Here is a 14134-nt window from a genome sequence, read left to right as displayed (position 1 = left end):
CCTAACTCCTCGGGCGTCGCGTGAAGCGGCGCTTGTGGCGCGACGGACCCCCGGAATACTCGGAATAAACAAAGCCCACTGCAGATGCAGTGGGCTTTGGGCGATAGGCAGCGGACCTTATTTGACTTCGGTCTTGGTGCCGTCCTTGTGCCATTGGTAGACCACGAAGTTGAAGTCCTTCAGGTCGCCCTTCTGGTCGAAGGCCAGGGTGCCGGTCGGGGTGTCGAAGCTGTTGCTACGCAGAGCGGCGGCGACTTTGTCGGTGTCGGCGCTGCCGGCTTTCTTGATGCTGTCGGCGATGACCTGCACGGCGGCATAGGCCGGGAACACGAACGGGCCGCTCGGGTCCTGGTTCTTGGCCTTGAAGGCAGCAACCAGAGCCTGGTTCTTCGGATCCTGGTCGAAGGACTTCGGCAGGGTCACGTACATGCCTTCGGAAGCCGGGCCGGCGATGGCCGAGATTTCCTTGTTGCCTACGCCTTCCGGACCCATGAAGCCGACCTTCAGGCCTTTCTCGGAGGTCTGACGCAGCAGCAGGCCCAGTTCCGGGTGGTAGCCGCCGTAGTAGACGAAATCGACGTTGTTCTGCTTCAGCTTGGCGATCAGCGAGGAGAAGTCCTTGTCGCCGGCGTTGATGCCTTCGAACAGGGCGACTTTCACGCCAGAGGCTTCCAGGGTCTTCTTGACCGCGGTAGCGATGCCTTCGCCGTACTGCTGCTTGTCGTGGATGACGGCAACGACTTTCGGCTTGACGTGCTCGGCGATGAACTTGCCAGCGGTCGGGCCCTGCATGTTGTCCAGGCCGATGGTGCGGAACACCAGCTTGTAGCCGCGGTTGGTGATGTCCGGGCTGGTGGAGGCCGGGGAAATCATCAGGACGCCTTCGTCCTCGTAGATGTCCGAAGCCGGCTGAGTGGAGCTGGAGCACAGGTGGCCAACGACGAACTTGATGCCGTCGTTGACGATCTTGTTGGCGACTGCCACGGCCTGCTTGGGATCGCACGCGTCGTCATAGACCACGCCTTCGAGTTGCTTGCCGTCTACGCCGCCTGCCTTGTTGATCTGCTCGATGGCCATCTTGGCGCCGACGAATTCCATCTCCCCGTACTGGGCGACCGCGCCGGTCACAGGGCCGGCCAGGGCGATCTTGATGGTGTCGGCAGCCATGGAGTAGCTGGCGACGCCGGCGAGGGCCATGGCGGTCAACAGTTTGGAAAGACGCTGAGTACCCTTTTTCATAATGCTCCACTCGTTCTTGTGTTTTCGTTTTTGTGGTCCGTGGCCGTGGTCACCCGGGCTTTGCACCCGGGAGAAGTCCGACGGCAACTGTACCGGTACAGTGTAGAGTGCCGCTTCGCCGCTTGAAAAGCGGGGGGCGGCGGGGCCCTTCGGCTCATGTCGCATGAATGAAACAAACGTATAGAAAAACGGCGCTGTCGCCGAACCCCTCCTTTGGTCCTCTTCCACCCCGAGTGACTCCCGGGAAACTTGCCTGGCGCCGGTCGGGCGGTATCATGACGCCGCTTCATTTCCCGGTGAGACCCATGACAGATCAAACTAGCACCCTCTATGCCAAGTTGCTCGGCGAAACCGCGCAGATTTCCTGGCAGGAGCTGCAACCCTATTTCGCCCGCGGCGCCCTGCTGCAGGTGAGTGCCGCACTCGATCTGGTAGAGGCCGCGCAGGCCCTGGCCGAGGACGACCGCACGAAGGTCGCGGCCTGGCTCGGCAGTGGCGACCTGGCCAAGGTCGACGAGGCGCGCGCCGAGGATTTCCTCGCCCGCGACCCGCAATTATGGGCGGTGGTAGTGGCGCCCTGGGTGCTGATCCAGGAGCGCGGGGCAAGAACTTCTTCGAATTGAGCCCGGACGCCGCGTGGAGGAGTAAAGGCGAGCTAGACTTGGCGGATCACAGCAAGGAGGTACGTCATGTTTGAGCCTGGTCACCTGCATCTCCACGCCCTGCCTGGCCTCGACCAACAGGCGGTGGATATCCATCTGCACTACGAAGTTCGCCACGACGTCGAGAAGGGGGCCTTCGTCCACTTCACCATGGACGGCAGCATCGACGGCAACCCGTTCAAGGAAGAGTTCGACATGCCCAAGGACCAGGCCTTCAACTTCGCCAGCGATGCCACCCGCATCGCCCAGAAGCATGGCCTGCATCCGCGTTTCGGGCCGGTGGTGCGCATCCACAAGGAATACGACGCGATGTTCGAGGACATCCGCGCCAAGCTGGGCACCCACCCGGGCGACCCGGTCGACCTGGATCAGGTGCTTCGCGGCAGCGACTGATCGCGCATTCCCTCGCAAAAAGCCCGGCTCGTGCCGGGCTTTTTCATTGGGCTCAGGCGCTGACCCAGCGTTGCCGCGCCCAGGCGCTCAGGGCGTCGACCCCGAGGACCAGCACCAGCATGGCGAGGATCACGGTCGCGGCCTGGGCCTGCTGGAACAGGCTGAGGCTGAAATAGAGCATCTGCCCCAGCCCGCCGGCGCCGACGAAGCCGAGCACGCTGGCCATGCGGATGTTGTTCTCCCAGCGATAGAGGATGTAGGCCACCAATTGCGGCCACACTCCGGGCAGGGTGCCGTAGGCGAAGGCTGCGACCCGTCCGCTGCCCGCCAGGCGTAGTGCCTCCGCGGGTTCGGCCGGGGTGTTTTCCAGCGCTTCGGCGAACAATCGGCCGAGCACGCCGCCGGTGTGCAGGGCCAGCGCCAGGGTGCCGGCGTTCGGTCCGAGGCCGGCAGCCAGCACCATCAGTGCGCCCCAGACCAACTCCGGCACCGCGCGCAAGGCGTTGAGCAGGAAGCGCGCCAGCGTCTGGGCCGCAGCGCCGAAGCGGCCGGCCGCGGGCAGCGCGAAGAGCATTCCGAGCAGCGCCGCCAGCAGGGTGCCCAGGGCCGACATGGCCAGGGTTTCCAGTGCTCCTTTGGCCACTGCGCTCAGCTGTACGGAGGTCAGGTCCGGCGGGAAGAACTCGCGGGCATAGCCGAGCATCTGCCCCAGGCCTTCGCTGCTGAGCAGGCTGCCGCTGTCGATCTGCAGGTAGATGAAGGAAGCGGCCACCGCGACCAGGATCGCCAGCGTCCAGCCAAGGGCATGCAATAGCCCGCGTCGCGCGCGATTCATTCGAGCCTCCGGCGCAGGAAGCGGCTGAGGCGGTCGGCGCCCAGTACCAGCACCAGGAACGTCAGCAGCAGGCTGGCCACTTCGCCACCGGCGAACATGCGCAGCGAAAGGTCGACCTGCTGGCCGAGCCCGCCGGCGCCGACGAAGCCCATCACCACCGAGGCGCGAATCGCGCATTCCCAGCGGTAGACGGTGTAGGAAATCATCTCGGCGGCGGCCTGCGGCAGCACGCCGTAGGCGAAGGCGCCCAGGCGTGAACCGCCGCCCAGGAGCAGGGCGCGGGTCGGGCGCGGGTCCACCGACTCGAAGATCTCCGCGTAGACCTTGCCGAGCATGCCGCCGTAGGTGATGGCGATGGCCATGACCCCGGCGGTGGCGCCCAGGCCGACGGCGCGGACGAAAAGCAACGCCCAGACGATTTCCGGAATGCTGCGCAGCACGATGAGTAGCCCGCGCACCGGCCAGCGCAGCGCGCGCGCCCACCAGGCCGGCAGGCCGCCACGTGGCAGTGCCGAGAGCGACAGCGCGCGGGTGGCGAGCAGCGACGCGGGGAAGGCGATCAGCCAGGCCAAGGCCATGCCGGCGGTGGCGATGGCCAGGGTTTCCAGGGTGGCGCGGCCGAGGATGGCGAGGAATTCGCTGTCGTGCGCCGGTGGCCAGAAGCCGGCGAGGAAGCCGGCCATGGTGTGGGCGCTGTCGCCGCTGAACAGCGCGCCGAGGTTCAGCTCGCTCAGGCGCACGCCTGGCCAGAGCAGCGCCAGGGCGAGCAGGGTTAGGAGCAGGCGGGGCAGGGCCGCCGGGTCGCGCTGGCTGCTGTTCAGCATCGCGGAATCTGCACCACGTGCAGCGGCTCGACCGGTGGCGAGTGCTGGTCGTTCAGCTGCTCGTTGGCGTAGAGCTGCTGCAGGTCGTCCTGGCTGACCGCGCTGGCCGCTTTGTCGAAAGCGATGCGCCCGTCACGGATGCCGACGATGCGCGGGAAGTGCGCCAGCGCCAGTTCCACCGCGTGGAGGCTGGCCAGCAGCGTGAGGCCACGGGCGTCGGCTTCGCGGGTGAGCAGGCCGAGCGTGTGCCCGGCGAGCACCGGGTCCATCGCCGAGACCGGTTCGTCGGCAAGCAGAAGTTCCGGCTGCTGGTAGAGCGCGCGCGCGATGCCGACCCGCTGCAGCTGGCCGCCGGAGAGCTGGTCGCAGCGTTCGAACAGCTTGTCCGCCAGGTCCAGGCGTTGCAGTGCGGCGCGCGCTCCCTCGATGTCCTGTGGATAGAGCAGGCTGGCCAGGCTCTTCCACAGCGGCCACTGGCCCAGGCGGCCGGCCAGCACGGCGTTGACCACCCGTTGACGCGGCGGCAGCGGCGGTGCCTGGTGGATCAGCCCGATGCGCGAACGCAGGCGCTGGCGCGCTCCGCTACCAAGTTGCCAGGGCTGGCTGTCGAGCACTTCGAGGGTGCCGCTGCTCGGTTTCAGGGCGGTGGCGAGGATGCGCAGCAGGGTCGTCTTGCCGGCTCCGGAGGGGCCGATGACAGCCACCCTTTCGCCGGCATCGACGCGCAGGTCGATGCCGGCGAGCGAGCGCTGGCCGTTGGCGTGGACGTGCTCCACGCCGGTCAGCTTCAGGGTCACTTCAACAGGCCGGCGGAACGCGCCGCTTCCTCGATGCCCTTGTAGTTCTCCGGCTTGGTCTCGACGAAGCGACTGGCGGCCTGCAGGTCGAGGATCGCCTTGTCGCTCGGCTTGCTCGGGTCGAGGGCGAGGAAGGCCTTCTTGATCTTCTCGGCCAGGGCCGGATCGAGGTTGCCGCGCACGGTCCAGTTGTAGTCGTAGTAGCTGGGGGTGGTGGCGAAGACCTTCACTTTATTGGTGTCGACCTTGCCGGCGTCGACCAGCTTGTTCCACACCGAGGCGTTCAGCACCCCGGCGTCGACCTTGCCGGCCTGGACCCAGGCGACGGTAGCGTCGTGGGCGCCGGAGTAGGCCACGCGGGAGAAGAACTGCTCGGGGACGATGCCGTCCTTCTGCATGAAGTAGCGCGGCATCAGGCTGCCGGAAGTGGAAGACACGGAGCCGAAGGCGAAGGTCTTGCCCTTGAGGTCCTGCAGCGATTTCACGTTCGGGTCGGCGGTGATGAATTTGCTGGTGAACTGCTGATCCTGCTCGCGCTGTACCAGCGGGATGGCGTTGCCGGTCTTCAGGCGCGCCTGGACGAAGGTGAAACCGCCCAGCCAGGCCATGTCCAGGCGGTCGGCGGCGAGCGCCTCGACCACGCCGGCATAGTCGGATACCGGGACGAACTTCACCGGGATGCCCAGTTGTGCCTGCAGGTACTCGCCCAGCGGCTTGAACTTGCGCAGCAGTTCGGTGGGGGCTTCGTCGGGGATCGCCGAGACCTTCAATTCCTTGAGGGTTTCGGCCTGGGTGAAGCTGGCGGAAAGGGACAGCGCGAAGCAGGCGGCGAGCGCCAGGGTGCGTTTCAGCATGGAAGCAGTCTCCGGTTCAATAGCGGCAGAAAGCCCGGGAAGTATAGTGGCGGTCTGCTGCTGCGCATTGGGCGGATGGTCGCAGCGGGCCGCAATATACAGGCTCGGCGATGGCTTGGGTGGGCGTTAATATGGCCGCCCCCGTGCCCGCCATCTTGTTCACCAGGAGTCGCCCATGTCCGCCGCTTCGCCTTCCATCGCCTTCGCCGGCCTCGGCCTGATGGGCGTGCCCATGAGTCGCCGTCTTCTCGCCGCTGGTTACCCGCTGACCGTGTGGAACCGCTCTGCCGCCAAGCGCGAGCTACTGGTTGGGGAGGGCGCACGCACGGTGGGCAGCCCCGCCGAGCTGTGCGCGGATGCCGAGATCGTCATGCTCTGCCTGGCCGATACCGCGGCGGTGCGCGAGGTGGTCTTCGGCCCGGGCGGCATCGTCGAGGGCGCGAAGCCGGGGCAACTGCTGGTGGACTTTTCCAGCCTGGAGCCGGCGGCCACCCGCGAGATGGCTGCCGAGTTGGAGGCGCGCACGGGCATGCGCTGGGTCGATGCGCCGGTCTCCGGCGGCACGCCGGGCGCCGAGGCCGGCAGCCTGGCGATCATGGCGGGCGGCCGGGTCGAGGACATCGAACGCATCCGTCCGGTGCTGGCGCATCTGGGGCAACGCCTGACGCGCATGGGCGAGGTCGGTGCCGGCCAGGTGACCAAGGTCTGTAATCAGATGATCGTCGCCTGCAATGCGCTGGTGATTGCCGAAGTGGTTGCGCTGGCCGAGAGCGCCGGTGTCGATGCCAGCCTGATCGCCCCGGCGCTGGCCGGTGGCTTCGCGGATTCCAAGCCATTGCAGATCCTTGCGCCGCAGATGGCCGAGAGCCGCTACGAGCCGGTGAAATGGCACGTGCGCACGCTGCTGAAAGACCTGGATACGGCAGTGAAACTCTCCCGCGAGCAGGGCTCCGCCACGCCCATGAGCGGCCTCGCCGCGCAGCTCATGCGCCTGCACGGCAGCCAGGGCCATCTCGAACACGACCCGGCCACCCTGGTCGAGCAATATCGCCAGAGCCGCGACTGAGGATTGACCGATGCAGATCTGCGCCAATCTGTCCCTGCTGTTCACCGAGCTGCCGCTGATCGAGCGTGTGCGCGCCGCGGCCGATGCCGGTTTCGCCGGTGTCGAGATCCAGTTTCCCTATGAAGTACCAGCCGCCGATCTGCGGGCCGAACTGCAGCGCAACGCAATGCCGCTGGTGCTGATCAATGTGCCCGCCGGCGACCTTATGCAGGGCGGTGCGGGCCTGGCCGCAGTGCCGGGGCGCGAGGCGCAGTTCGCCGAGGCGCTGGAGCAGGCGTTGGCCTACGCCGAAGTGGTGCAGCCGCAGCGGATCAACGTACTGGCCGGCCGCCTGGCTGAAGGCGTTGAGCGCGAACAGGCGCTGTCTCTGCTCGCTCGGCATCTTCGGCAGGCCGCCGAAGCCTTCGCCGCCAGCGGCGTACCGGTGCTGACGGAGGCGATCAACCACCACGACATGCCGGGCTTCCTGCTCAACACGCCTGAACACCTGCTGGACATGCTGCAGCGGGTCGGCAACGAGAACCTGGGCGCGCAGTTGGACCTCTATCACATGGCGCGCATGGACCAGGACCTGGCCGCCAGCGTGCGCCAGCTGCGCGGCCACATCGGCCATGTGCAGTTCGCCGATGCGCCGGGGCGTGGCGAGCCGGGCAGCGGGACCCTGGACTTCGAACCGGCGCTGGTCGCGCTGCAAGAGCAGGGCTTTGCCGGCTGGCTGGGAGCGGAATACCGCCCCGTCGGCGCCACGACGGCGGGCCTGGGCTGGCTGCGGCGCTGGCGGGAGCGTCTGCGCGACGCCTGAACAGCGTTCCTGGCGGTTTTCCAGGTGCCGGAAAGCTGGCAAAATTGACGCCTTTTTGACCTGTCAGCCTTTCCGGTCGCGCCGCCCGCAGTGGCGGTGGGCCATTGGTTTTCCTGCCGCACGTAATCCAAGGAGTGCACTCGATGTCCGAGGGCAAGAGCCGCTTTTTCCCCACGATCAGCTCGACCCGGCTGATCCTGCTGTTTTCTCTGGCCCTGGTGCTGTTCTACAACTTCGCCACCTGGAAGGCGCTTGCCGGCCTGGTGCCGCTGCAAGGCTTCTATCGCCTCGCCTTTTTCGGCTCATTCGCGGTCTTTCTTGGTGCCTTCTTCACCCTGTTGCTGACCCTGGTGTCGTTCCGCCCGCTGCTCAAGCCTGCGATGACCCTGGTGGCGCTGTGCTCCGCCGCGGCCGCGTACTTCATGAACAGCTATGGCATCGCCATCGACACGGTGATGGTGCAGAACGTCTTCGAGACCAATCCGGGCGAGGCCGCGGCGCTGTTCAGCGGCAAGCTGATTGCCTACCTGCTCCTGCTTGGCGTGCTGCCCTCGGTGCTCATCTGGTGCACTCCGGTGGTCTACAAGCCGTTCTTCCGCGGCCTGCTCAACAAGGTGCTGGTGCTGGTCGCTTGCGTAGTGGCAGTGGCGGTAATGGTGGGCAGCTTCTATTCGACCTACGCACCGATCTTCCGAGAAGAAGCCAAGCTGACCCACTTCATCAACCCGACCAACTACATCTACGCCGTGACCAAGTACGGCAAGCAGCGCCTGGGTATCAAGAAGGCCGAGCTGGTGGTGCAGAAGATCGGTGAGGATGCGGTGCAGAGCGCCGCTGCCAGCCAGAAGGCGAAGAAGTCGCTGTTCGTCTTCGTGGTCGGCGAGACCGCGCGTGCCGACCACTTCTCGCTCAACGGCTATACCCGCGACACCAACCCCGAGCTGGCCAAGCTGGACATCCTGAACTTCACCCAGGTGCATTCCTGCGGTACTTCCACCGCGGTCTCGGTGCCCTGCATGTTCTCCAAGTTCCCCCGCGAGGACTACAGCGACAAGAAGGGCAAGACCTACGAGAGCCTGCTCGACGTGCTCCAGCGCGCCGGCCTGTCGGTGATCTGGCTGGATAACAACAGCGACTGCAAGGGCACCTGCCTGCGCGTTCCGCACAAGGATATCCCGAAGAACCAGCCGGGGCCGTTCTGCAACGGCAGCAACTGCCTCGACGAGGCCCTGCTGCAGAACCTGCAGGCGTACATCGACGGCCTGAAGGACAACGCCATCATCGTCCTGCACGCCGATGGCAGCCACGGCCCGGAGTACTACGACCGCTACCCGGCGAGCCTGGAGCGCTTCAAGCCGGTGTGCCACACCAACCAGCTGGGCAGCTGCTCGAAGGACGAGCTGGTGAACGTCTACGACAACACCATCCTCTATACCGACTTCTTCCTGTCGAAGGTGATCGAGCTGCTCAAGCACAACAGCGACAAGTACGACACCTCGATGCTCTACGTCTCCGACCACGGCGAGTCGCTCGGCGAGAACGGCATGTACCTGCACGCCGCGCCCTACGCCATCGCCCCGGAAGCGCAGACCCACGTGCCGATGGTCATGTGGTTCGGCCCCTCGACCCTGGGCAACCAGGGCATCGACCGCAATTGCCTGGCCGGCAAGCGCGACGAGGCCGATCTCAGCCACGACAACGTGTTCCACTCGGTGCTCGGCCTGCTGGACGTGCACACCAGCCTGTACCAGCCGGCGCTGGATATCTTCCATTCCTGCCGGGGTAATGCGGTGGCGACTGGCGGTAACTGAGACGCCTTTCGTAGGAGCGAGCTTGCTCGCGAACCGATCCTGAGCCTGTTCGCGAGCAAGCTCGCTCCTACAATCCACCCCAGAAACAAAAAAAGGCCCCGCGGGGCCTTTCTTCGTTTCTGGGGTGGATTACTTGTCGCGAACCAGCAGCACCGGGCGGTTGCTCACCCGCAGCAGGCCCTCGGCGACGCTGCCCAGCATCAGCCGACGCACGCCGCGGCGGCCGTGGGTGCCCATGACGATCAGGTCGGATTTGGCCGCATCGGCTTCGACCTCGATGCGTTCGGCGATCTCTTCGCTGGCGCGTTCCTGGCAGACCCGGTCGAAGCTCGCCTTGACCTGATCACCGACGATCTGGCGGGCCTTGCCCAGCACGTCGTCAGCGGCCTTGAGCGCCGCTTCGCGCAGCGGCTCGGGGTTGTAGTAGACGGCGTAGTCGGGCAGGTGGCGCAGCGGGCTGTCGACGATGGTGACCACTCGCAGTTCGCCTCCGCTCAGCTTCGCCAGCTTCACGGCTTCGTTCAGCGCCCGGTCGGACACCGAGCTGCCGTCCACGGCTACCAGAATGCGCTCGTACATGATGTTTCCCTCAATGAGTGGCTTGGTAAATTGACTCTAGCGCTGTCTCCGGGAGATTCCCTTGCGCGGGGTCAATAGTAGGACACCGTCTGTAGGAGCGAATTTGCCCACGGATCGCACGGCTTCCCCGTAGGAGCGGCCCATGGCCGCGATTCGCGCGCATGGCGCGCTCCTACAGGTCCGAAGGAAAAACCATGAAAAAGGCCGCCGCGGTTTCCCGGGGCGGCCTTTTGCTCAGCGGCGAATCAGCCGGCGACCAGCACGCGGATCGCTTCCAGGCGCAGGGAGGCCTTGTCCAGCAGCGCCAGGCTCTGGTCGCGCTGGGCGCGCAGGGCTTCCAGCTCGCTGTCGCGCACGCTGGGGTTGACCTGCTTGAGCGCGGTCAGGCGTGCCAGTTCCTCGTCGAGGCTGGCGACCAGTTGCTGGCGGGCCTTCTCCACGCGCTCGGCGTGACGCGGGGCGATCTTGCTCTCGCCGACCGCGAACTGCTTGGCGAGCACGTCGCGCTGGGCCTGGACGAACTTGTTGGCGCTGGCGCGCGGCACGCTTTCCAGCTGTTCGTGCAGGGTTTCGAAGGACACCCGCGCGGCCAGGTCGTTGCCGTTCGCGTCGAGCAGGCAGCGCAGCGCCACCGGCGGCAGGAAACGGCCGAGCTGCAGTTTGCGCGGCGCGACGGCTTCGCTGACGAAGAGCATTTCCAGCAGCACGGTGCCGGGCTTGAGCGCCTTGTTCTTGATGATCGCCACCGAGGTGTTGCCCAGCGAGCCGGACAGCACCAGGTCCATGCCGCCCTGCACCATGGGGTGTTCCCAGGTGAGGAACTGCATGTCTTCGCGGGCCAGGGCCTGGGCGCGGTCGTAGGTGACGGTCACGCCTTCGTCGTCGCCCAGCGGGAAGCTGGCGTCGAGCATCTTCTCGCTCGGGCGCAGGATCAGGGCGTTCTCAGAGTGGTCTTCGCTGTCGATGCCGTAGGTGTCGAACAGCTTCTCCATGTAGATCGGCAGGGCGAATTGGTCGTCCTGTTCCTCGATCGCCTCGACCAGCGCCTCGCCCTCGCCGGCGCCGCCGGAGTTGAGTTCGAGCAGGCGGTCGCGGCCGCTGTGCATTTCCGCTTCCAGAGCCAGGCGGGCTGCTTGGCCTTCTTCCAGCAGGGCGGCGAAGGCGTCGTCGTCGCCGCCGTCCAGCAGTTCCACCAGGCGCGGGCCGAAGCGGTGCTGCAGGGCGTTGCCGGTGGGGCAGGTATTGAGGAAGGCGTTGAGCGCCTGGTGGTACCACTGGAACAGGCGTTCCTGCGGGCTGGTTTCCAGGTGCGGCACGTGGATCTGGATGGTGTGGCGCTGGCCGATACGGTCCAGGCGGCCGATGCGCTGTTCCAGCTGGTCCGGGTGGGCCGGCAGGTCGAACAGCACCAGGTGATGGGCGAACTGGAAGTTGCGGCCTTCGCTGCCGATTTCCGAGCAGATCAGCACCTGGGCGCCGAATTCCTCGTCGGCGAAGTAGGCCGCGGCGCGGTCGCGCTCGAGGATGCTCATGCCTTCATGGAAGACCGTGGCCGGAATGCCCGAGCGCAGGCGCAGGGCGTCTTCCAGGTCCAGCGCGGTCTCGGCGTGGGCGCAGATCACCAGCACCTTGTACTGCTTGAGCATCTTCAGGGTGTCGATCAGCCACTCGACGCGCGGGTCGAAGCGCCACCAGCGGGCGTTCTCGTCGCCGTCCTCGGCCTGGGCCTGGAAGCTGACTTCCGGGTACAGGTCCGGGTGCTCGCCGATCGGCAGCTCCATGTACTCCACCGGGTTGGGCAGCGGGTAGGCGTGCAGCTGGCGCTCGGGGAAGCCCTGAACTGCGGCGCGGGTGTTGCGGAACAGCACACGGCCGGTGCCGTGGCGGTCGAGCAGCTCGCGGACCAGGCGCGCGCGGGCGTCGTCGTCACCGCTTTCGACGCTGGCCAGCAGCTCGTCGCCGGCGGCGCCGAGGAAGCCGTGGATGGCCTGGCGCGCGGCGGGGGAGAGGCGGCCGTGGTCGATCAGTTCCTGCACCGCTTCTGCTACAGGGCGGTACTGGGTGCTTTCCTGGCGGAAGGCTTCCAGGTCATGGAAACGGTCCGGATCGAGCAGGCGCAGACGGGCGAAGTGGCTGTCCAGGCCGAGCTGTTCCGGGGTCGCGGTGAGCAGCAGCACGCCGGGGATGATCTGCGCCAGGGTTTCCACCAGCTGGTATTCGGGGCTGGCCTGTTCCGGGTGCCAGACCAGGTGGTGGGCTTCGTCGACCACCAGCAGGTCCCAGCCGGCGGCGCACAGGGCGTCCTGGGCGCGTTCGTCGTTCTTGATCCACTCCAGGGCGACCAGCGCCAGCTGGCTGTCCTCGAAGGGGTTGCCGGCGTCGCTTTCGGTGAAGCGCTCGCGGTCGAACAGCGCCACTTCCAGGTTGAAGCGCCGGCGCATTTCCACCAGCCACTGGTGCTGCAGGTTCTCCGGCACCAGGATCAGCACGCGGCTGGCGCGACCGGAGAGCAACTGGCGGTGGATCACCAGGCCCGCTTCGATGGTCTTGCCCAGGCCCACTTCGTCGGCCAGCAGAACGCGCGGGGCGATGCGGTCGGCGACTTCGCGGGCGATGTGCAGCTGGTGCGCGATGGGTTGCGCGCGGGCGCCGCCCAGGCCCCAGAGCGAGGACTGCAGCAGGCGGGTGCGGTGTTCCAGGGTGTGGAAGCGCAGGGCGAACCAGGGCATCGGGTCGATCTGTCCGGCGAACAGGCGGTCGCTGGCCAGGCGGAACTGGATGAAGTTGGACAGCTGGGTTTCCGGCAGGATCTTCGCTTCGCTGTGGGAGTTCAGGCCGTGGTAGACCAGCAGGCCGTCGATTTCCTCGACCTCGCGCACGGTCATCTTCCAGCCTTCGAAGTGGGTCACTTCGTCGCCCGGGGCGAAGCGCACGCGGGTCAGCGGCGCGTTGCGCTCGGCGTACTGGCGGGTATCGCCGGTGGCCGGATAGAGGACGGTGAGCATGCGTCCGTCGAGCGCCAGGATGGTTCCCAGCCCAAGTTCTGCTTCACTGTCGCTGATCCAGCGTTGACCCGGTTGATACTGCGCCATGGACACCTCCCGAAAAAAGCCGGCTATGGTAACGGAACGCGCGGCTTTCAGCGATGACCGTCGGCGTCGCAGGCCAGGAATGCCGCCGATCGGCGACAAGGCTCCTGGGCCAGCGCCGCGCGGCCGGCCAGGACCGGGATGGACAGCGGAAATCTCCGGAAAGTGTAGCGAGGCTCAATTGGCCTGATGCCGCGAACCGACAACCTGAAGCGAAAGAGCAGGGCCCAAGCGCATGTTTCCGCCGATCACCCCAAATCTCCAGCCGGTCACGGCACAGCAGGACCCGGTGCGCTCGCGCCCGGAAGTGGCGCCAGTGACGCCTGTAGAACCCGCCGCCGGCGACGATGCCGTGGCCCTGGAGAAGCGCCCGGCCGAGCAGACGCAGGACGAGGGCTACTCGCGGCGGCGCCGGCGTCCGCCGCAAACCGCCGCCGAAGCGGAGGAAGCCAGGGCGGAAGAGGCGGACGGGACGCTGCTGCCCGATGGCCAGGAGGCGCCGCCGCGCAAGGGCCAGTGGATCGACATCGAGGTCTGAACGGCACGCCGTAGTAAGCTGTTCCTCCTCCTATCGCCTGACCTTTCGCCATGCTGTTCGCCGATGCCCCCATCCTTCTCGAACACGCCGAACTTCGCCTGCTGACCGATTGGTGCGATGCCGCCAGCGCTGACGCCTGGTTCGGCGAACTGGTCGAGCGCACGCCCTGGGAGCAACCCAGCGTGCACCTGCATGGTCGTGACTACCCGGTGCCACGCCTGGTCGCCTGGTACGGCGACCCCGAGGCGAGCTACCGCTATTCCGGCCTGGTGCATGAGCCGCTGCCGTGGACGCCGCTGCTGGCGCAGATCCGCGAGCGCGTGCAGGCGACGGTCGGCCAGCGCCTCAACGGCGTGCTCCTCAACTATTACCGCGACGGCCAGGACTCGATGGGCTGGCACAGCGACGACGAGCCGGAGCTGGGGCGCAATCCGCTGGTCGCCTCGCTGAACCTCGGTGGCACACGGCGCTTCGACCTGCGCCGCAAGGGCCGCAACGCCATCGAGCACTCCCTGGAGCTGACCTCCGGCAGCCTGCTGGTCATGGCCGGCGCAACGCAGCATTATTGGCAGCATCAGGTGGCCAAGACGCGGCGTCCGGTCGCTCCCCGCCTGAACCTGACATTCCGCCTGGTGCACGCCTAGC

14 protein-coding genes are annotated in these 14134 nt (G+C 66.6%); 7 read left to right on the top strand and 7 right to left on the bottom strand.

Annotated features, from left to right (window positions below; all coding sequences use genetic code 11):
• Nucleotides 1–117: 117 nt before the first annotated feature.
• Nucleotides 118–1239, bottom strand: a complete 1122-nt coding sequence (locus ACA097_RS05345) for a branched-chain amino acid ABC transporter substrate-binding protein (protein WP_043250384.1) — start codon at nt 1237–1239, stop codon at nt 118–120.
• A gap of 305 nt (nt 1240–1544) precedes the next feature.
• Here ACA097_RS05345 and ACA097_RS05340 point away from each other — a divergent pair, with 305 nt between their 5' ends.
• Both ACA097_RS05340 and ACA097_RS05335 read left to right on the top strand, forming a co-directional pair.
• Nucleotides 1545–1862: a DUF2288 domain-containing protein gene (locus ACA097_RS05340; protein ID WP_043250386.1), complete on the top strand. Its 318-nt coding sequence runs from the start codon at nt 1545–1547 to the stop codon at nt 1860–1862.
• 66 nt (nt 1863–1928) lie between these two features.
• On the top strand, nt 1929–2294 hold the full coding sequence (locus ACA097_RS05335; protein ID WP_043250389.1) for a DUF5064 family protein: 366 nt from the start codon (nt 1929–1931) through the stop codon (nt 2292–2294).
• A 52-nt stretch (nt 2295–2346) separates the two neighbouring features.
• On the opposite strand, the gene phnE is transcribed toward ACA097_RS05335, so the two are convergent.
• From phnE to ACA097_RS05315, 4 genes are read right to left on the bottom strand one after another with little or no spacing between them, the layout of a single operon-like run.
• Complete coding sequence (gene phnE / locus ACA097_RS05330; RefSeq protein WP_052355205.1) at nt 2347–3129, bottom strand: phosphonate ABC transporter, permease protein PhnE; 783 nt, start codon at nt 3127–3129, stop codon at nt 2347–2349.
• On the bottom strand, nt 3126–3953 hold the full coding sequence (locus tag ACA097_RS05325) for a PhnE/PtxC family ABC transporter permease (RefSeq protein ID WP_371368954.1): 828 nt from the start codon (nt 3951–3953) through the stop codon (nt 3126–3128). Before ACA097_RS05325 ends, phnE begins: the two co-directional genes overlap by 4 nt.
• Nucleotides 3947–4750 (bottom strand): phosphonate ABC transporter ATP-binding protein, encoded by an 804-nt coding sequence (locus ACA097_RS05320; protein WP_160286157.1) that lies wholly within the window; start codon nt 4748–4750, stop codon nt 3947–3949. Before ACA097_RS05320 ends, ACA097_RS05325 begins: the two co-directional genes overlap by 7 nt.
• A complete protein-coding gene (locus tag ACA097_RS05315; RefSeq protein WP_043250396.1) occupies nt 4747–5604 on the bottom strand; it encodes a putative selenate ABC transporter substrate-binding protein in 858 nt (285 codons plus the stop codon). The genes ACA097_RS05320 and ACA097_RS05315 overlap by 4 nt, the downstream gene beginning before the upstream one ends.
• Before the next feature lie 175 nt (nt 5605–5779).
• On the opposite strand from ACA097_RS05315, the gene ACA097_RS05310 reads away from it, so the two are divergent.
• The 3 genes from ACA097_RS05310 to ACA097_RS05300 all read left to right on the top strand — a co-directional run bounded on the left by ACA097_RS05310 (nt 5780) and on the right by ACA097_RS05300 (nt 9283).
• Nucleotides 5780–6670 carry an NAD(P)-dependent oxidoreductase gene (locus ACA097_RS05310; RefSeq protein WP_160286158.1) on the top strand — a complete coding sequence of 297 codons (891 nt, stop codon included), beginning with the start codon at nt 5780–5782 and terminating at the stop codon, nt 6668–6670.
• Nucleotides 6671–6680: 10 nt separating this feature from the next.
• Nucleotides 6681–7472: a hydroxypyruvate isomerase family protein gene (locus ACA097_RS05305; protein WP_371368951.1), complete on the top strand. Its 792-nt coding sequence runs from the start codon at nt 6681–6683 to the stop codon at nt 7470–7472.
• A 143-nt stretch (nt 7473–7615) separates the two neighbouring features.
• Nucleotides 7616–9283 (top strand): phosphoethanolamine transferase, encoded by a 1668-nt coding sequence (locus ACA097_RS05300; protein WP_371368949.1) that lies wholly within the window; start codon nt 7616–7618, stop codon nt 9281–9283.
• A gap of 129 nt (nt 9284–9412) precedes the next feature.
• On the opposite strand, the gene ACA097_RS05295 is transcribed toward ACA097_RS05300, so the two are convergent.
• Nucleotides 9413–9862: a universal stress protein gene (locus ACA097_RS05295; RefSeq protein WP_371368947.1), complete on the bottom strand. Its 450-nt coding sequence runs from the start codon at nt 9860–9862 to the stop codon at nt 9413–9415.
• Between the two features lie 245 nt (nt 9863–10107).
• Nucleotides 10108–12960 (bottom strand): RNA polymerase-associated protein RapA, encoded by a 2853-nt coding sequence (gene rapA, locus ACA097_RS05290; RefSeq protein ID WP_371368945.1) that lies wholly within the window; start codon nt 12958–12960, stop codon nt 10108–10110.
• 226 nt (nt 12961–13186) lie between these two features.
• Here rapA and ACA097_RS05285 point away from each other — a divergent pair, with 226 nt between their 5' ends.
• Both ACA097_RS05285 and ACA097_RS05280 read left to right on the top strand, forming a co-directional pair.
• Nucleotides 13187–13489, top strand: a complete 303-nt coding sequence (locus ACA097_RS05285) for an aspartate-semialdehyde dehydrogenase (protein ID WP_371368943.1) — start codon at nt 13187–13189, stop codon at nt 13487–13489.
• Between the two features lie 50 nt (nt 13490–13539).
• Nucleotides 13540–14133, top strand: a complete 594-nt coding sequence (locus tag ACA097_RS05280) for an alpha-ketoglutarate-dependent dioxygenase AlkB (protein WP_371368941.1) — start codon at nt 13540–13542, stop codon at nt 14131–14133.
• Nucleotide 14134: the final 1 nt, after the last annotated feature.

It is taken from the genome of Pseudomonas sp. QL9 (assembly GCF_041409665.1).
In the GTDB taxonomy this organism is placed as follows: Bacteria; Pseudomonadota; Gammaproteobacteria; order Pseudomonadales; family Pseudomonadaceae; genus Pseudomonas; species Pseudomonas knackmussii.
The sequence above is the reverse complement of the archived record's forward strand: the minus strand, read 5'-3'. Positions and strand labels throughout refer to the sequence as shown.